A 19,082-nucleotide genomic window follows, 5' to 3' on the forward strand; every position below is an offset into this window, starting at 1 on the left:
TCTAAATAGGCGACAACAACACTTACAGCATCAAAAAATATTTTATTAAACCATTTATATTGTTTATTAAATTAGATTTTTACAAATTCCACCCTTCGGTTATTAGCCCTACCCGCATCATTTGAATTATCATGTAGAGGCTTAGACTCTCCGAAGCCGTTTGAATGTAGTCTTTCAGAGGCTATACCCATGGAAATCAATTTATTTTTTACCGTTTCTGCCCTTTGTTTTGATAAGGTTAAATTAAACTCATCAGCTCCTACATTATCGGTATGTCCTTCTACGCTAAATTTCAGCTCAGGATAATCAGTCATGATCTTATATATCTCATTAATAGTACCCATCGATTCTGCCTTCAGACTAGATTTTCCTGAATCAAACTTAATACCAGTAGTAATTATTTTACCATCCGTAAGTATTCTATCATATAATTTCTTTGCGCCTTCAGCAATTTTAACATTCTTAACAAGTGCCGGATCATTTAGGCGTTTATAAGCATAAATAGTTAGGCCCTTTGGATCTGCTTTTAGATTCGGAATATTGATCAACCTGCTCTCATCCAAATATACTTTTAGAGAACGAATATTGAATGAAATGGCTACATGTCTCCACAATGGCATATCACGGAAACTAGACCCATCAACAGTTCCTGAAAAATTACCAATTCTAACATTATTATGTCTAATGGTCATTTCTCTAAGGTCATTGAGCTCTGCAGGTTTTCTGCCATTTTCTGCAACTTTATCATAAAAGAAAATTTGATAGAGCGTATTGAGAGACGTAAAATAAATATCAAATTCTATCGTAAATTTTTCAGGCAAATAATCTCCTTTTTTATCGATCAAAGGAACAATTGCCGCATTTTCTTGATAGTTAATTACATTTTCTCCATCAAAGGTTGCATTTTCTACGTTCCCAGAATGGATATCCCATTTAGACGGGAATTCTCCATTTTCTTCATTCTCCAAGAGGTCTTCAAACAAAATCACATCCCCGGGAACAAAATCATATTTAGACCAAACTTTTAGAGTTTCATTATCGCTTTTAGATTCTGATTGAGAACCCTGATCTTTATTTTCAATTTCTTTTGAATTAGCATCTTGATTCTTACCATCAATCTCATCTTCAACCTTGTCTAAACCTTTATCCATCGTTTTATCAACTTTTCGATCGATTCTTCTTTCAACTTTATTTTTGAGTTTTTTTAAAATTTGTGATTCAGCAGAAATAGGGGCAAAAAGGAATAACCCAAGAAGTAGGAATACAATTGGTCTTTTCATCTTTTTATAGTTTTAATAGTTATATTTTCTATTTGAGAAGAGAATATTATAATTAAAATAATATAATATCCTCATTTAAAGATGATTAAAAAAAATATAATAAAACATGACAAATGTTATGTTTTATTATATTATCAATAATTTTAAACTATAATAAGAAATATTTGCTATAATTTATATTAATAATGAGAAAGCACTAAATAATTTATTGAATGAGTTAGTAGATTATTGTTTTTCGCCTGGATGATAGGTACTTACTGCTCTTTCTTTTACATCTTCTAAATAATAAGCAACATCTTTAAATTGAACATCAGCATACCGTTGGGCTTGATCGTTAAAGTGAGGCGAAGATGGATCACCACTTTGACCACCAGCAAGTATTGTTTTTGCCTTTACTTTATCTCCAAATTCAACAACAGCAACAAAACTATTACCGCGTGTTCCATAAATACGTTTTGTTGTTTGTTTGGTTCGCATACCAAAAGCAGCAAGTGCGCCCCATCTAGAGGTAGTCATACCAACAGGGATACTAGGCAAACTATCATTAAAGACTTGATTAATACTGCCGTCAAGCCTTTGGTATCTATTGATATCTCCCCAAGGTGTATTCCAAGAACCAAAATCTTCTTGCAACTTAGTAACGGCTTTTTCAAAAGCATTTAGACGTTCTTTAACTGTGGCTCTAGTAGAGAAATAAACAACTTTCTCCATATCGCTTAAATCTGAAGGAATCATGGCATCACGCAAAAATGATTGTCCGTAAAAATGCGCTAATGACATCCCTACTGATTCTTTTGATACTGCAAAATCCCAAGTACGTAAAACATCTATCGGTTCTTTTAAAGAAATAGGTTTATTAGAGACGTCATAGGCTTTAATTAAACTAGGAATGGCCAACTCAAAGGCAGGTAAATATGGATCGTAAGCCATTTCGATAAGTTTATCTAATGTTAAGTTTTGTGCTTTTTCTAATAAGCGAATGGCATGCACACCTCTAAAATTTTCTTGGTCTATTGACATGTATTTTGGGTAGTCATTTACTTTTGGACTGTTTTCTGCAGCTGCGGTAAAAGGAGTAGAATTGCAGTTTTGAATCCATCCATTAGATGGATTTATTACTGTAATAATTTCATCAACAGTATGCAATCCTTTCCAGTCTGTTTCTGGATTACTACCATCAACGGGGTTTGCATAATCAAAGGTTGCATTTCTGTTCGGAATAAAATCGCCATGGTAATAAGCAATAGTTCCGTCAGCATCTGCATATACCGTATTGTTTGAAGAATTGGTTCGCATATCCATCATCTTCCTAAACTCATTGTGATTATTTAATTTAGTTCTGGTAAATGATTGGACTAAAGCATTTATTGGATCCCACATAATAGCAGTTGCAACCCAAGCGCTGTCATTTTTTTGGGTAATGGGACCATGATGCGTTCTGTACATTGTGAAATCTTTAGTTTTTAAAACACCATTTTCTGTATATTTCAACGTTTGATTGATGGTTTCTAAGGGTCTTAGTTCATTACCATATTTGTAATTATATCTTTTATCTGTCTCTATAATCGTTTCTACAAAATCATCCTTAATATCGGTATAGGTAGATGTATGCATCCAACCTGTTTTTTCATTAAATCCTTGATAGACAAAAAACTGTCCCCATGTTACAGCGCCATAGACATTTAATCCTTCTTCACTAACCACATGAACTTCGCCTCGAAAAAAGAACGACGTATGCGGGTTAATTAAAAGCATGGAGTTCCCAGATTCCGTTAATTTTCCAGAAATAGCAAAACCATTGGATCCAGCAGGTTCTAATTCATTAGATTTTATAATTTCTTCCGTGTCCTTTTTAAAACTATCTTGAGTTTGATTTTCATAAAAATCTTGTATCTTTTTTGTAGAAATGCCCTCAATATCACCACCAATAGAACCTTCACTAAAATACATAGGCATCCAAGGTTCAAAATGAGTTAACAATCTCGGTTTAACTTCGGGATGCGTTTGTAAGTAATAATTAATTCCATCTGCAAAGGCATCACATAATTCTTTTAACCATTGGGGACTATTCTCATAGTTTGAAATAGCCTCTTCTTTAGTCATAAACAACTTGGCTCTAAGATCACTATAAAGTGCTTGTTCACCTTCAACTTCTGCAAGTCGGCCAATGGCCCACATATAATTTTGTTCTACACGATTAAAATCATCTTCACATTGCGCATAAAGTAATCCAAAAACAGCATCAGCATCTGATTTACCATAAATATGTGGCACGCCAAAATCATCTCGTATAATTTGGGTATTAATAGCGTGTTTTGCCAAACGTTCATATTCAACTTGTAGTGAAGTAACTGGTTTAGCACAGGAGATTGCAATTAGGAATAATAATAAATAAATGATTCTCATGATGATTTCAATATTAAATTCATTTAAGCGTAATAATAAATTACATATCGCTAATATAAATTTAAAAAATTAGAATATTTAGATTTCATTTTCGCGATGGTTTCTTTAATAATTTTATTATTTACGTAACTATAGCCCATAACTAACCCATCTTTTTTCTCATTGCCAATAAAATAATTACTATATGGATGGGCTGTAACACACTTATGTTTTAAATATAAGGTTAAATCTTTATCGCTAATATCATTATTTAGGTGTCCAATAATGTACAATCCCGTATTTTTTGGATTAATTAAAAAAGAACGTTTAATGGTAATTAAAACAAATTAAATAGAGCTAACAATCATTCTAAAACGAACAAAGAAAAGGTTCTTTAGTAATTACTATTTAAACCCATAAAAAAAGCCAACTTTAAAAAGTTGGCTTTTCCTTTTTTAAGTGCGGGCGGGGAGACTCGAACTCCCACACCTCGCGGCACTAGATCCTAAGTCTAGCGTGTCTACCAATTCCACCACGCCCGCAAAAGGATTGCAAATATAATCAAGATTTTTAAATTGCAAACACTTCCCTATAAAAACCTTCAATTTTTATTACTTTTGAAGTAAATAAAATTTCAACATGAAAAACGTACAAGCATACATTCAAGAGCACAAAGAACGATTTTTAAATGAATTAACAGAACTACTTAAAATTCCATCAATAAGTGCCGATTCTGCCTATAAAAACGATATTTTAAAAACAGCCGAAGCCGTGAAAATAAGTCTTGAAAAGGCGGGTTGTGATACGGTTGAAATATGTCAAACAATGGGATATCCTATTGTTTATGGCGAAAAAATATTTGATGAAACCTTACCAACAGTACTTGTTTATGGCCATTACGATGTGCAACCTGCCGATCCGTTAGAATTATGGACGTCGCCCCCATTTGAACCCGTTATTAAAAAAACTGAAACTCATCCACATGGTGCTATTTACGCAAGAGGTGCTTGTGATGATAAAGGACAAATGTATATGCACGTGAAGGCTTTAGAATTTATGACCAAAACCAACCAACTACCCTGTAATGTAAAATTTATGATTGAAGGTGAAGAGGAAGTTGGTAGTGTCAACCTTTCAACATTTGTGAAAGAAAATCAGGAGAAACTTAAAAACGATGTTATTTTAATTTCAGATACTGGTATGATTGCTAACGATATCCCTTCTATCACTACGGGATTACGAGGCTTAAGTTATGTGGAAGTTGAAGTTACAGGTCCGAATCGCGATTTACATTCAGGGCTTTATGGTGGTGCTGTTGCGAATCCTATTAATATATTGACCAAAATGATTGCCTCGCTTCACGATGAGAACAATCATATGACCATACCAGGTTTTTATGATAAAGTTGAAGAACTTTCAGAAGCAGAACGAGCCGAAATGGCAAAAGCACCTTTCAATTTAGAAAACTATAAAAAAGCCTTAGATATTGAAGCCGTATATGGTGAACAAGGGTACAGCACTAACGAGCGAAATTCAATTCGTCCTACGTTAGATGTAAATGGTATTTGGGGAGGCTACACAGGCGAAGGTGCCAAAACCGTTATTGCAAGTAAAGCCTTTGCTAAAATCTCCATGCGATTGGTACCGCATCAAGAATGGGAAGAAATCACAGCACTATTTACTAAACATTTTGAGAGTATCGCCCCAAAAGGCGTGAAAGTGAAGGTAACACCTCATCATGGTGGCCAAGGCTATGTAACGCCTATCGATAATATTGGCTACCAAGCAGCTTCAAAAGCATATCAAGAAACTTTTGGTAAAACACCAATACCGCAACGTAGCGGTGGCAGTATTCCTATTGTGGCTTTATTTGAACAAGAACTAAAAAGCAAAACCATCTTAATGGGCTTTGGGTTGGATAGTGATGCAATTCATTCACCAAACGAACATTTTGGCGTTTTTAATTATTTAAAAGGTATTGAAACCATTCCTTATTTCTATAAATATTTTGTAGAGTTATCTAAATAATTTGGGTGTTACCACCTTTTACTTTTAAGAAGGAGAAGGTGGTCGCGCTTTTCGTTGCAATCTTTTACAATCGTAAAGAGATTTTAACTATACATACGAAGTATTCATGATTTCAATATTATAAAATAGTAACCAAAGAATAATCGCTAACACGTTCAAGACCGCTAAATGAAAAACCAGCATACCAACCACCTCATTGAACTTTTAATTGGGACTCTTTTTATCAGTACTTCAGGTGTTTTAGGAAAGTTTATCGATTTACCTACACCAGTTATCATTTGGTTTCGTAGTGCTTTAGGGGCGCTATTTCTGTATGTGTTTTGTCGATATAGAAAATTCAATATTAAAATTAATTCACGTAAAGATATTTCAACCATTCTATTAAGCTCTGTTCTGTTAGGGGTGCATTGGATTACGTATTTCTACGCCTTAAAACTTTCAAATGTAGCATTGGGGATGTTATCGCTCTTTACGTTCCCTGTAATTACAGCATTATTAGAACCCTTATTTATAAAAACGAAACTCAATGTAATTCATATATTTTTGGGCATCATTGTGCTAATAGGCATCTATATACTGGCACCACATTTTAACTTTGAAAGTTCTCAGGTAAAGGGTATTTTACTGGGAATTTTTTCTGCATTTTGTTACGCACTAAGAAATCTTTTTTTGAAACAACACGTTGGACAATATAGCGGAACAACACTTATGATGTATCAAATTTCTGTATTAGCTATATTACTAATTCCAGTGATGTTTACCATGGATGTTAGCAATATTACAACACAATTTCCTTATGTTATTTTATTAGCGCTAATTACAACCGCTATTGGTCATTCCATATTTATCCATAGTTTAAAGTATTTTTCAGTAAGTACCGCAAGTATAATTAACAGTATTCAACCGGTTTTAGGAATTATCATGGCCTTCTTTTTTCTAAACGAAATTCCCACTTGGAATACGTTTTTTGGTGGTTCATTAATTCTAGCCACGGTTATTATTGAAAGTGTAAGGTCTCGAAAAGGATAAATCAAATTTTTATAAAATATTTTAACTCTACATTTGTAGAATTGAAATAAATGCTCTATGTTTGTAGAGTTAATTCTAAAATGTAGTAAATGCAACTATCCAAAACCGAAGAAGACTTAATGAACTATTTATGGAAACTTGAAAAAGGATTTATGAAAGATTTACTTGATGCCTATCCAGAACCCAAACCAGCTACAACAACGGTTGCAACGCTTTTAAAACGCATGACAGATAAGGGTTTTATTGCCTATAAATTATATCGAAATTCTAGGGAATATTATCCGCTAGTTAAAAAGAAAGATTATTTCTCCAAGCATGTAAACGGTCTTATAAAAAACTTTTTCAATGATAGTGCTTCTCAGTTTGCATCATTTTTTACCAAAGAAACTAATCTCACAAAAGAAGAATTGGAAGACTTAAAAACCCTAATAGACAACCAACTTAAAAACAAATAAATATGGAAATCTATATATTAAAATCTGGTTTGTGCTTAGCTGCATTTTACGGGTTCTATAAATTATTGTTGGAAAAAGAAAGTTTTCACAACTTTAAGCGCTTTTATTTATTAGCATCTTTAGTTTTAGCATTTGTAATTCCTTTAATTACATTTACAGAATATAGAGACATTATCCCTCAAGAAGTACCTTTATTTTCTACTGAAATACCTCAAAATACAATAACAAAAACAACACTGGCAGCTTACTTAGCCATTGTTTTCTATAGTATTTATGGTTTGGGTGTTTTCCTTTTTGGTTTTAAGTTTTTAAAAAACTTATTGGAACTAGTTATTAAAATTAAACGGAATCCTAAATTTAAAAACGAAAGTCTAATTAATGTTCTGCTACAAGATTTAGTAATTCCGCATACATTTTTCAGTTATATTTTTTTAAATAAACAGAAGTTTGAATCGCATCAAATACCTAAAGAAGTTTTACTGCATGAAGAAACCCATGCAAAACAGAAACATAGTATAGATGTCGTGTTTATTGAAATATTCCAAATACTCTTTTGGTTTAATCCATTCATCTATTTAATAAAGCGTAGCATTAAATTAAACCATGAATTTTTAGCAGACCAATCCGTTTTAAATAAGGGTGTTATACCTTCTAAATATCAACAAATTTTATTGGCATTCTCATCAAATGCATCTGAACCCCAATTGGCAAATGCCATTAATTATTCATCAATCAAAAAACGATTTACAATTATGAAAACACAAACATCAAAACAGAGCTTATGTATTAAAAGTTTTATTCTATTACCGTTATTAGTTATTTTAACCTTTAGTTTTAGCAATAAACAAATTGTAACACATCAACAAAAAGCCACTCCTAAAGAAATTACTGAATATAACCAACTTGCAAAAAAGTACAATGTAATGTCAGAAAGTGGTGAGTTTATTGTGAAAAAAGAAGAAATAGAGCGCTTAAACTATCTTTATAACAAGCTGTCTGTTACCCAACGAAAAACGGCTGAGCACTTTCCTGTTTTCCCACCACCCCCACCTGCTCTAACAGCTCCCAGCGTGGTGCAAGGTGATGTTATTGATCTTCCGCCACCACCACCATTCCCACATGAACCAAATAATCCTTCAAAACAATTATTAGACGCTAAGAAAAAGTATGATGAAAAAGCAAACGACTATTCAGAAGCCATGCAAGCTTATTTTAAAGAAAAAAAAGGCAATCTTTCAGATTTAAGGAAAATGTACGACAACACAATGATTCTTTATAAAAAATATTCATATTTAGCGAAAAAAGAATTAGAGTCCTCAAAAGATTAAAAAACACAAAAAAAAATTCAAAGCAGTTAATTTTACAATTGGCTGCTTTTTTTATCAATTAATGTAACAAATCACCCGCTTTAGCGTTCTAATAGACAATCAATCAAAATCAATCATCTTATGTTAAAGCAATTTTTTATTATCTGCTCAGGGGCAGATACAGATATTTTAGAGAACTGTTCAACTGGTGAACAAAACAAATATGCAGGTATTGGCGCTACCGTTTTCTTTACGGCTGTTATGGCATTTATAGCTGGTAGTTATGCCCTTTACACCGTTTTCGATAATCTGTATACCGCTATTTTCTTCGGTCTTATATGGGGATTACTTATTTTTAATTTAGATCGATATATTGTATCGACCATAAAAAAAACAGGCCATATTGTAGATGAGCTCATCCAAGCGTCTCCAAGAATTTTATTAGCTGTTATTATTGCCGTTGTTATTTCTAAGCCATTAGAACTAAAGATTTTTGAAAAGGAAATAAATCAGGTTTTACTCGAACAAAAAAATGAGCTTACACTTGCTAACAAAAATCAAATTGCTGAACAGTTCACACCAACTATTGAAGGTTTAAATAATCAAATAACATCATTACAAAAAGAAATCAATACTAAAGAAGCCGAAGTTAATGCCCTTTATGATACTTATATTTCAGAAGCTGAAGGTACGGCGGGCACAAAACTTATTGGAAAAGGGCCTGTTTACAAAGAAAAACGAGATAAACATGATGCGTTATTAGCTGAATTACAGCAATTAAAAAATGAAAATAAAGCAAAGATTTTAGATACTGAGACGCAAATTGCATCTCTAAAAGGTGATTATGAAACTCAAGTAGTGAATACGCAACCTATCATTAATAATTTTGATGGGTTAATGGCTAGAGTAAACGCATTAAGTGAGCTTCCTTGGTTACCTTCATTTTTTATATTCCTTTTATTTCTAGCAATAGAAACATCACCAATTTTGGCAAAATTACTATCACCAAAAAGTTCATACGATTTCAAATTAGATGATGAAGAATCTGCTGTCAAAACAAATGTGCTTCAAAACAAACATCAAAGGGATATCATGTTAAAAACTGATTATGCCATTAACGATCGTATTTATGCTGATATTGAACATGAAGAAGAATTATACACCTACAAGCGTAAAAAAGCAAGAGAACTCATGCAACTTCAAGCTGATGCGTTTTTTAAGCATCAAAAAAACATACTTTAATAGATTTTAAGCTGTCGTTTTATATTTAAAGTGCTCATATAATTCTCTACAACCTAATCCAATAATAGAAAGTTTTTTGTTTTTTAAAATGGCTTCATCATGCAAACCTGTCATGGCCTTCACACCGTAACGGTCCATCCATTCTACTTCTTCTATACTAATGGTAAGAGTATTAACGCGTTCAAAAATATTATTGAATTCGTTTTGAAACAATTCTAAACTTCTTCTGTCTAGAATGCCTTTTAATTTAAAAAAATTGTGACTGTGAGTAATTTTAAGATTCATAACAGTATAATTTTAATGTTAAACGATAAATTTGGGCTATTAATCATTTGATTTACATGTAAATATAAATACTAAACAAGGGTACAGCATTATTTTTTCGATGAACAGAATTTATCTTTAGTTAAAAAAATATTTAGTGTCAAAATAATCGATGTTTAACATTTTTAAAGCAAGATTTTGCTATTTTTACTCACATTAAGTTCAAATTCAATCCAAAAATACTCATGAAAAAATATATTTTAATCATATGTAGCATCATCATAAGTCATGCCTGTTTTTCACAATCAACAGAACAAGACGATAAAGACGAGATACTTTCGGTATTAAAGTCACAACGTTTGGCGTGGTCTAAAAATAATATTGAGGAATTTATGGAAGGCTATTGGAAAAGCGATTCTCTTAAATTCTATGGAAGTAATGGTGTAACATATGGATGGAAAAACACATTAGAACGCTATAAAAAAGCCTATCCAACTGAAGATCACACAGGGAAATTGAATTTTAAAATCAATGCTATTTCACCAATAACCGAAGAGGCTTATTACGTAATGGGTGAATATCATTTGAAACGTAATGCTGGAAATGCTACTGGAATTTTTATGATAATTTTTAAGAAGATTGATGGTGAATGGAAAATTATTGCTGATACATCTAGCTAATCAAGTATGAATCATAAAGCCATAAACTGGGGAATAATTGGCGTAGGCGATGTCTGTGAGAAAAAAAGTGCTCCCGCCTATCAAAAAGTAGATGGCTTTTATTTAAAAGCTGTGATGCGCAGAGATCTTGATAAAGCGAAAGACTTTGCTAAACGTCATCAAATTGAAACCTTTTCTAATAATGCCTCTGAGTTAATTAATAACCCAGAAATAGATGCTATTTATATAGCAACACCTCCAAATAATCATTTAGAATATGCATTAAAAGTTGCTGAAGCTGGTAAAATTTGTTGTATAGAAAAACCAATGGCAGTCACATTTAAAGAATGTCAAACCATGCTTTCTGCTTTTCAAAAAAAGAATTTACCTCTTTTTATTGCTTATTACAGAAGAAGCCTTCCGAGATTTGAACAAATAAAAACTTGGATTTATCATAAAGAAATAGGCGATATCAGGCACATCCATTGGTCATTCCACAAACCGGCTAATGAAATAGATATGTCTAAGAATTATAACTGGAGAACCGATAAGCGTATTGCTTTAGGCGGTTATTTTGATGATTTAGCCTCTCATGGTCTAGACTTTTTTCATTATATTTTAGGAGACATTGAATCTGTCAATGGACAAAGTCTCAACCAACAAGGTTTGTATTCGGCTAAAGATGCTCTATCGGCCTCATGGATTCATAAAAACGGTATTACTGGTTCAGCTTTTTGGAATTTTGGATCTTGGAAACGAGAAGATACTGTTGAAATTATAGGAAGTAAAGGTTCCATCGTATTTTCAGTTTTTGATAAAAACCCTGTTCAACTAATCACCTCAAATGGAACTGTCAGCTTAACTATTGAGCACCCTGAGAACATCCAACTGTATCACGTTCTAGCCATGAAGACCCATTTAGAAGGCACCAAAGAACATCCATCTACTGGAAAAACAGCACTACATACCGCTTGGATTATGGATAAAATTCTTGGTAGGATTTAAAACTTTCCGTTAAGATGAAACAACAATACATGTATCTTGTTTTTGTTATTGCTGGTTTAATTACAGTTTACGGGCTTATAACCGGAAAATTCCTTTTTCTTTTGTTAATGCTTCCGTTAGGATTTGGTCTCTTTAAAAAAAAAGATAATGAGGAATAACTAATTAGGTTTTCTTTACATACTTAGTGATAATAACGATTTGCTGCCCATCAACCTTTCCTTCTATGTATTCTGCATTTTCAGGATCTAAACGAATATTTCTTACCGCTGTCCCTTGTTTAGCGACCATACTGGAGCCTTTAACTTTTAAATCTTTCACTAAAACAACAGAATCTCCAGCTTCTAAGATAACGCCATTAACATCTCTGTGAATAATTTTATTAGCCTCATCTTCATGTTCACCACTTGCTCTGGCTAATGCTAAGGCTTCATCATCCAAATACATCATATCTATTAAATCTTTCGGCCAACCTTCATTACGAAGCCTTTGAAGCATTCTCCAAGACATAATTTGCACAGCTACGAATTCACTCCACATACTATCATTTAAACAACGCCAGTGGTTTGCGTCCATATCTGAAGCACCTTCAATTTGATCTAAACACGCGGCACAAACCAAAAGACTATTATCAACTGATTCATTCAAGGAAGGCGGTATTGTATATGGTTTTAAATCGTTTGAATGCTTACATAGTTCACAGCTATTATTGCTTCTTTCTTGCAATGTATTAAGTACGCTCATTCTGTTTGTTTTGTTTTTGCAATATTACATTTTAATAACAGTTCGTACAAGTAAGATTTATACGCTTTAAAAAATCAAAAAAAGGCACCAAATTGGTGCCTTTTTAAAATATATAAATTTATATATTAAAATTTAACATAGGTGTAAACAGCATCGCCATGGCTTTTAGAGTATTTACTAAATGCTTTACCTTCTTCTTCAGTAAAAGCAGCTTCCATAAGCTCACTATTTTTATCGAACATGGCTTCTAAATCTGATAACGATTCTATCATAAAGGCCTCAACAAAATCTCTCTTATCATGACCCCATGCATGCATACTTGGCCAATAACCTTTTATGTAATCATTTTTCATGATCACCTCATCCTGTATTTTTTTCATGAATCCGTTAAACTCTTTTGCACTTCCATCTTTAGGATAAGCCATTTTATTAGTTCTCATATAAAGAATCATATCTTTCGTCATCTCCTCCTTAGGCAGTTTTGCTCCAGGCATAGTCGCGTAAATTTCGTCTGAATGATACATTGAAAATACTGAATTAAATTTTTTCAAAAACGCTTCTCTAGCATCAGCATCCGGCCAAGCTTCTTTTTCTAACTCAGAATTTCTGGCTGAAGCTAAATCAATATCTGCCCATGTAGGATATACTTGTACATATAGAACCTCATTACTATTTGGCGTTAACAAATGTGTGTGGTAACTAGATCCCATAATATGCTCATTCTTACTAGTTACTTTCTCTCTATATTCTTTTTCCATAGCTTTCCATTCATCCATGGTGCCTTGATAATCCTTGCTCCAATACATGGTGGTTACAGAAAAATAATCTGGTCGATCTTCATCTTGAGAAAAAGATGTTGTACTAAATAACAATAGCGCAGCAGCTATTGCGGTAAAAAAACGGTTGGTTGTTTTCATAATTTGATAAAAATTAAAGTTATTTATTGATTAAAATTAAATACTATTTTAAGATTAGGGTTAATCTATACTATGCTATTAATTCAACTTAAATCAAGGGAATAGATTTTAAATATACAAAAAAAAATGACTTTTTTTTTAAATTAGGCCCCTATTTTTAAAACTTATTATTTGGTCACGAAGTTTTTTAGGCATTGCTTTAATTACCATATCGTAGCTGTGGTCTATAAGTTCGAGCACAAATTTCGGCTGCAATTCACCTTTATAAATAGCAATTGTATTCCAATGTTTATTACTAACATACGGACCGGAAAAAATACTTTCGTATTGTTCTCTTAGCGCAATAGTATACTCTGGGTCACACTTTAAAGTTACAGACGCTTCCCCTTTTTCCCATGTATCTAACGGTGCCATTACAAACATTTTTCCCAATACTTTAAATACCAACACATTGTTATCAAAAGGGAATTCTTCTGTAACAGCTTCCTTTTTTATACAGTATTCTCGAAGTTGTTCTATATTCATTTTATTGAATGCTATACAAAACCGGTTTACTAGGTGAAGCATCATTCTCAAAGGGCGCTATTTGAAGGTTTAAAAAATAGGTGCCATCATTTACCGTATTAGGCACAAAAATAAATTCTGTGATAGTCGCATCCATTCTTAATTTTCCGTTAGTATTCCAAAAAGCATGATGAGCCAGTAATTCTCCGTCATCCTTTTCTTTATCAACACTTGGTAAATCAATTAGTAAGTGCTTAACCCCCTTTTCTTTTAAATATTTAGCCCCATCTTCTAACAAATAAGGTGGATTAGTGTTTGAATATTGCTTAGATAATTTATCCTTCATATTAGGAATCGTTCTAATGACTATGGCATCTCTTTTTTTATTCCCTAAAGCATACTGAATTTGTTTTTTTGAAATTACAAAGTCTCCTTTATAATTTTCCGGAGCCACTGTAATGACTTCTGCTAGAAAGAAAAACTGTTTTAAATGCTGATTAATAGAATGCACTTTTTCTGTAATATGACCAACACATTCTGTATGTGTTCCATGACCATGCGGATTAAAATAAATATCGTTAAAATTTATACATGCGCCCTCTGCTACACTTGCTGTCCATTCACCATCTTTAACAGGCTCTATTCTTGGTGCATCAATATACCAGGCATTAAGGTTCTTTTTTGACGCTTGAAGCGGAATGGAAATATCAATAGGTTTTTTTAAGTCTATTGTATATGTATTTGAGTTGTATTTAATTTTTGCAATCATTATAAATTTATTTTAAATAGATCTGAAGCAATGCCATCGCTTAAAAATTTTCCTTTTTTTGTGACTCGTAATTTATTGTCATTAATATACAATAAATCATTATTTATATGATGATGGGCTTGTTCTAATAAATACTTTTTATATATTTTTCCAAAATCTTGCTCTACTTTTTCTAAAGAAACACCCCAAATAGTTCTTAAACCTGTCATAATATACTCATTATACCTATCTGTTTTTGAAAGCGTTTCTAATTCAATTGGCAGCGTATTTTCTTGTAATGATTTAATGTATTTTGTATTGTTTCTTACATTCCAACCTCTTTGAGTTCCATTGAATGAATGTGCCGAAGGACCTATCCCTAAATAGGATTTGCCCTGCCAATAAGCCGAATTATTCTTACTAAAACAACCGGATTTTCCAAAATTAGATAATTCGTAATGAATAAATCCTGACCCTTCTAATTTGTCAATCATTAAATAAAATTGCTGTTGTGCCTGCTCATCATCAACATCCTTAACGATTCCTTTTTTTATAAAAGAATCTAAGGCCGTTTTTGGCTCAACCGTTAAAGCATAACTTGAAATATGAGGAATATTAAACGCTAAAGCTGTTTCTATATTTTTCAGCCAATTTTCATGGCTTAAACCTGGAATGCCATAAATTAAATCGATGGAAATATTATCGAAATACTTAGTAGCTTCTTCAATACATTGTTTGGCTTCATGAGTATTATGAGCGCGATTCATGAGTTTTAAGTCTTTCTCAAAAAACGATTGGATACCAATGGAAAGCCGGTTAATTGGCGTATGTGTTAATGCTTTTATTTGTTTATTTGACAAATCGTCCGGATTGGCTTCTAAGGTAATTTCGGGATTGTCTGAAACCTTATAGTGTTTATAAATGGTATCAAAAATCAATAATAATTCATCAATAGTCAGTAAAGACGGAGTTCCACCACCAAAATAAATCGTTTCAATCGTTTGGCTAAAAAATTCATCCTTTCGCAATTCGAGCTCTTTTACTAGCGCATTAACCAGTTCGGCTTTCTTTTTTATCGATGTTGAAAAATGAAAATCGCAATAATAACAAGCTTGCTTGCAAAATGGGATATGAATGTAAATTCCTGACATTATTTTTTAATTCTGCCTTCGTTCTGCTTAACAAAAGCACTCCAACCGGAATAACTTTTTCCTAAAACTACCTTCCCTGAATTATAAAAATGGCAAACCGCCGCAGCCAGACCATCCGTCGCATCGAGGTTTTTAGGCAATACTTTTAATTGCAACAAACTTTGCAACATTTTTGCTACCTGTTCTTTACTAGCATTACCATTACCTGTAATGGCCATTTTAATTTTTTTTGGTGAATACTCAGTGATTGGGATTTCTCTGCTTAAACCTGCAGCCATAGCCACACCTTGTGCCCTACCAAGCTTGAGCATACTTTGTACATTTTTCCCAAAGAAAGGCGCTTCAATAGCAATCTCATCTGGATGATGTGTATCAATAAGCTCTATTGTCCTCTCAAATATGAGCTTTAATTTTAGATAGTGGTCGTCGTATTTTTTTAAATCAAGTTCATTAAGTTGAACAAACTGCATCTTTTTTCCAACTACTTTTATAAGACCAAAACCCATAATGGTTGTTCCTGGATCAATTCCTAAAATAACTTGTTCTTTAATCATTTCCGCAGTAATAACAACCCGTTAAAGAAATAGATACACCGATAGATATATTTAACACATTACCATTAAATGAACCAAAACCTTCACTTACAGGATTAAAATCATCACTAAACCCAGAAATGTAAGAACCATCGAGGTACAGCGATAAACTATCTGAAAAGCCATAATGAAATTCTATTCCGCCCATAACATTTAAAAAGGAAGTTTTATTTTCAGGATAATTCCCTAATGGTTTTACAAAAGAATATCCCGGTCCGGCATGAATAAAAACACCCATATTAGTCGGAAAAAAACTAAATATTCTTGATGCATTAAAGACCAATTGCATATTCAAACGTGTATAATTCACCTTAAATTCTGGTGTATTCTCTAGATTTGAAAATCTATTAAAGCCGAAATCTAATTTAGATCCCAATTGTGATGAAAACATATATTGAACACCTAAGTTCACCGTTGGAAAATTAATAGCTTTTGATTCAAAATTACTAACAAATCCATCTGAAGACTCACTATTGACGCCAACAGATATTTGAGCTTTTAACGTACTGGTATCGACTTGAGAAAAACCTAAAAACGTGAAACTGGTAAAACCAATTAAAAAAAATACATACTTATAACTTTTAAAACCTAAGGCCATCTAATAATATTGGTTTAATTTGCAATAGTAAACTCACCTTTTAATATTGCAAACGCTACATTACAAAACTAAACAATTCTTTTTTGTACTTATCAAAATAAGTCTCGTAGTTACTGCTTTTTATTCTATTTACTTTAAACTTGCAAAAAACAACCATTTAGAATTTCATAATTTTGTTCAAATTTTGACCAAAAATGATGCGTTTTCTCTAAAAACTATCATTTTTCTAGTTTTATTGAGTGTTTTTAACTGGTTCTTTGAAATTTTTAAGTGGCAAATTTTAATTAGTTCGATAAAAAAAATTAATTTCCAACAAGCTCTAAAACAATGTTTAGGCGCATTAACCGTATCAATATTTACACCAAACAGAATCGGTGAATATGGAGCAAAAGCGATTTACTTCACTAATAATTTTAGGAAACGTGTTGTGCTTATTAATGTATTAAACAACTTTCTTCAAATGGGAGTTACGACGATTTTTGGTATGATAGGTTTATTTTTATTTAGGCCAATACATTCAACGTTAAACATAAAATATTCACTGTTTTACCTCTTTATTTTTCTATTACTAGTTGTTTTAATAATTATGGTTCTAAAAAAAATATCGCTTAAAATTAAAGGGTTTTCATTTAGAAAATTAAAACATTTTATATTGCATTTCTCAAGAAAAAAATTAATTTTAGTAACTGTATTTTCTTTTGGCAGATTTCTTATTTTTTCCTTTCAATTTTATTATTTATTAACCATTTTCGACATCGATTTAAGCTATCTTAACGCTATGAAAATTATCACTAGTATGTATCTTTTAGCATCTATAATACCGTCTATTTTTTTATTTGATGTCGTAATAAAAGGGAGTGTTGCCGTATATCTGTTTTCATTGATTGGGGTGAATGAATTGATTGTGTTAAGTATTGTAACCATCATGTGGATTCTTAACTTTGTGCTTCCTAGTATTGCAGGCAGCTATTATGTCCTCCAATTTAATTTCCCAAAAGACAACAATTAATCATGACAATAATTATCATAGGCATTACCATTATATACTTACTTTTAATCGCTCGATTTGTTCATGGTTTCGAAAAGGTAGACACTTTTAAATTAAGAAATCTTATTCCTGAAACACGATTTTCGGTAGTGATTCCTTTTAGAAATGAAGTTATAAATTTACCTCAGTTATTAACTTCTATACAAGCATTAAAATACCCTAAACACCTTTTTGAAATTATTTTTGTTGATGATGATTCTGAAGATAATTCTGTTGAAATTATTAAAGATGCTATTGGCTCTTCAGCAAATATTTCCATTATTAAAAACGAACGGAAAAGTAATTCGCCAAAAAAAGATGCTATTGCTACAGCCATAAAAAGAGCAAATTTTGACTGGATTATCACCACCGATGCAGATTGCGTGCTTCCAAAATATTGGCTCGATAGTTTTGATGAATTTATACAACAAAACCAAGCAACATGCATAGCAGCTCCAGTAACCTTTGATATTACTTCCAGTTTATTAAATAAATTTCAGGTACTTGACATGCTTAGTTTACAAGGCGCAACTATTGGAGGTTTCGGAATAAAAAAACCATTTTTATGTAATGGCGCTAATTTTGGGTATACCAAACAACTATTTAATAATGTAAATGGTTTTGAGGGCAATACCAATATTGCTAGTGGTGATGATATTTTTTTACTTGAAAAAATAATCAAAAAACACCCTAAAGAGATTCATTTTTTAAAATGTGAAGACGCCATCGTCACTACCCCATCACAACTCAATTTGAATCAACTCATTGCGCAACGAAAACGGTGGGCTGCCAAAACAAGTTCTTACCGTAATTTGTTTGGAAAACTTACAGGATTGATGGTGCTTTTAATGAATGTCACAATCATAATAAGCGTTTTACTATGTGTTTTCGGATTTTTAAATGGGAGAACCCTGTTTTATATTGTATTTATTAAGTTTAATATTGACACGCTTTTAATTTACAAAGCCGCAACATTTTATCACCAAAAGGAGATTCTAAAAAGCGTGATTTGGGGATTTTTTATCTATCCTTTTTTTAGTGTTTATATTGCTTTTCTTTCTGTATTTACGAGTTACAAGTGGAAGGATAGACAGTTTAAAAAGTAATAAAATGACTCTTTTCAATATAAGTTTAGCTTTGGTTATAATT

General features: G+C 32.2%; 20 protein-coding genes and 1 tRNA gene. 10 read left to right on the forward strand and 11 right to left on the reverse strand.

Annotated features, from left to right (window positions below; all coding sequences use genetic code 11):
• Positions 1-71 precede the first annotated feature (71 nt).
• From AC15TD_RS06020 to AC15TD_RS06030, 3 genes are all read right to left on the reverse strand, one after another.
• The gene (locus AC15TD_RS06020; protein ID WP_484451233.1) at positions 72-1,280 is read right to left on the reverse strand and encodes an OmpA family protein; all 1,209 of its coding nucleotides are present in this window, start codon (positions 1,278-1,280) and stop codon (positions 72-74) included.
• 225 nt (positions 1,281-1,505) lie between these two features.
• On the reverse strand, positions 1,506-3,686 hold the full coding sequence (locus AC15TD_RS06025) for an acylase (RefSeq protein WP_484451234.1): 2,181 nt from the start codon (positions 3,684-3,686) through the stop codon (positions 1,506-1,508).
• Positions 3,687-4,125: 439 nt separating this feature from the next.
• Positions 4,126-4,207 (reverse strand) — tRNA-Leu (locus tag AC15TD_RS06030).
• 97 nt (positions 4,208-4,304) lie between these two features.
• Here AC15TD_RS06030 and AC15TD_RS06035 point away from each other — a divergent pair.
• The 5 genes from AC15TD_RS06035 to AC15TD_RS06055 all read left to right on the forward strand — a co-directional run bounded on the left by AC15TD_RS06035 (position 4,305) and on the right by AC15TD_RS06055 (position 9,726).
• Entirely contained in the window at positions 4,305-5,693 is a 1,389-nt protein-coding gene (locus tag AC15TD_RS06035; RefSeq protein WP_484451235.1) for a dipeptidase, read from the forward strand.
• A gap of 168 nt (positions 5,694-5,861) precedes the next feature.
• Complete coding sequence (locus AC15TD_RS06040) at positions 5,862-6,722, forward strand: DMT family transporter (RefSeq protein WP_484451236.1); 861 nt, start codon at positions 5,862-5,864, stop codon at positions 6,720-6,722.
• An 89-nt stretch (positions 6,723-6,811) separates the two neighbouring features.
• Positions 6,812-7,177: a BlaI/MecI/CopY family transcriptional regulator gene (locus AC15TD_RS06045; protein ID WP_484451237.1), complete on the forward strand. Its 366-nt coding sequence runs from the start codon at positions 6,812-6,814 to the stop codon at positions 7,175-7,177.
• Positions 7,178-7,179: 2 nt separating this feature from the next.
• Complete coding sequence (locus AC15TD_RS06050) at positions 7,180-8,505, forward strand: M56 family metallopeptidase (RefSeq protein ID WP_484451238.1); 1,326 nt, start codon at positions 7,180-7,182, stop codon at positions 8,503-8,505.
• 120 nt (positions 8,506-8,625) lie between these two features.
• Positions 8,626-9,726 carry a DUF4407 domain-containing protein gene (locus AC15TD_RS06055; RefSeq protein ID WP_484451239.1) on the forward strand — a complete coding sequence of 367 codons (1,101 nt, stop codon included), beginning with the start codon at positions 8,626-8,628 and terminating at the stop codon, positions 9,724-9,726.
• Between the two features lie 6 nt (positions 9,727-9,732).
• Here the strand turns inward: AC15TD_RS06055 and AC15TD_RS06060 are convergent, their stop codons facing one another.
• Entirely contained in the window at positions 9,733-10,011 is a 279-nt protein-coding gene (locus tag AC15TD_RS06060; RefSeq protein ID WP_484451240.1) for a hypothetical protein, read from the reverse strand.
• 224 nt (positions 10,012-10,235) lie between these two features.
• On the opposite strand from AC15TD_RS06060, the gene AC15TD_RS06065 reads away from it, so the two are divergent.
• Genes AC15TD_RS06065 through AC15TD_RS06075 form a run of 3 tightly spaced genes read left to right on the forward strand, consistent with a single transcriptional unit; the run spans position 10,236 to position 11,812 of the window.
• On the forward strand, positions 10,236-10,670 hold the full coding sequence (locus AC15TD_RS06065; protein WP_484451241.1) for a YybH family protein: 435 nt from the start codon (positions 10,236-10,238) through the stop codon (positions 10,668-10,670).
• A 6-nt stretch (positions 10,671-10,676) separates the two neighbouring features.
• On the forward strand, positions 10,677-11,654 hold the full coding sequence (locus tag AC15TD_RS06070; protein WP_484451242.1) for a Gfo/Idh/MocA family protein: 978 nt from the start codon (positions 10,677-10,679) through the stop codon (positions 11,652-11,654).
• 14 nt (positions 11,655-11,668) lie between these two features.
• Positions 11,669-11,812 (forward strand): hypothetical protein, encoded by a 144-nt coding sequence (locus tag AC15TD_RS06075; protein ID WP_484451243.1) that lies wholly within the window; start codon positions 11,669-11,671, stop codon positions 11,810-11,812.
• A gap of 4 nt (positions 11,813-11,816) precedes the next feature.
• On the opposite strand, the gene AC15TD_RS06080 is transcribed toward AC15TD_RS06075, so the two are convergent.
• From AC15TD_RS06080 to AC15TD_RS06110, 7 genes are all read right to left on the reverse strand, one after another.
• Positions 11,817-12,395 (reverse strand): PhnA domain-containing protein, encoded by a 579-nt coding sequence (locus AC15TD_RS06080; RefSeq protein WP_484451244.1) that lies wholly within the window; start codon positions 12,393-12,395, stop codon positions 11,817-11,819.
• A gap of 125 nt (positions 12,396-12,520) precedes the next feature.
• A complete protein-coding gene (locus AC15TD_RS06085) occupies positions 12,521-13,312 on the reverse strand; it encodes a hypothetical protein (protein ID WP_484451245.1) in 792 nt (263 codons plus the stop codon).
• Between the two features lie 138 nt (positions 13,313-13,450).
• The gene (locus tag AC15TD_RS06090; protein WP_484451246.1) at positions 13,451-13,837 is read right to left on the reverse strand and encodes an MmcQ/YjbR family DNA-binding protein; all 387 of its coding nucleotides are present in this window, start codon (positions 13,835-13,837) and stop codon (positions 13,451-13,453) included.
• Between the two features lies 1 nt (position 13,838).
• The gene (locus AC15TD_RS06095; RefSeq protein WP_484451247.1) at positions 13,839-14,585 is read right to left on the reverse strand and encodes a cyclase family protein; all 747 of its coding nucleotides are present in this window, start codon (positions 14,583-14,585) and stop codon (positions 13,839-13,841) included.
• Entirely contained in the window at positions 14,585-15,715 is a 1,131-nt protein-coding gene (gene hemW / locus AC15TD_RS06100) for a radical SAM family heme chaperone HemW (protein WP_484451248.1), read from the reverse strand. The genes AC15TD_RS06095 and hemW overlap by 1 nt, the downstream gene beginning before the upstream one ends.
• The gene (gene ruvC, locus AC15TD_RS06105) at positions 15,715-16,269 is read right to left on the reverse strand and encodes a crossover junction endodeoxyribonuclease RuvC (protein ID WP_484451249.1); all 555 of its coding nucleotides are present in this window, start codon (positions 16,267-16,269) and stop codon (positions 15,715-15,717) included. Before ruvC ends, hemW begins: the two co-directional genes overlap by 1 nt.
• Positions 16,262-16,906 (reverse strand): cell envelope biogenesis protein OmpA, encoded by a 645-nt coding sequence (locus AC15TD_RS06110; RefSeq protein WP_484451250.1) that lies wholly within the window; start codon positions 16,904-16,906, stop codon positions 16,262-16,264. Before AC15TD_RS06110 ends, ruvC begins: the two co-directional genes overlap by 8 nt.
• Positions 16,907-16,952: 46 nt before the next feature.
• On the opposite strand from AC15TD_RS06110, the gene AC15TD_RS06115 reads away from it, so the two are divergent.
• Together AC15TD_RS06115 and AC15TD_RS06120 are read left to right on the forward strand one after the other, a co-directional pair.
• Positions 16,953-17,915: a lysylphosphatidylglycerol synthase domain-containing protein gene (locus AC15TD_RS06115; RefSeq protein WP_484451251.1), complete on the forward strand. Its 963-nt coding sequence runs from the start codon at positions 16,953-16,955 to the stop codon at positions 17,913-17,915.
• Between the two features lie 2 nt (positions 17,916-17,917).
• Positions 17,918-19,039, forward strand: coding sequence for a glycosyltransferase (locus AC15TD_RS06120; protein WP_484451252.1), 1,122 nt, complete (start codon positions 17,918-17,920; stop codon positions 19,037-19,039).
• Positions 19,040-19,082 lie beyond the last annotated feature (43 nt).

Source organism: Yeosuana sp. (genome assembly GCF_057126245.1).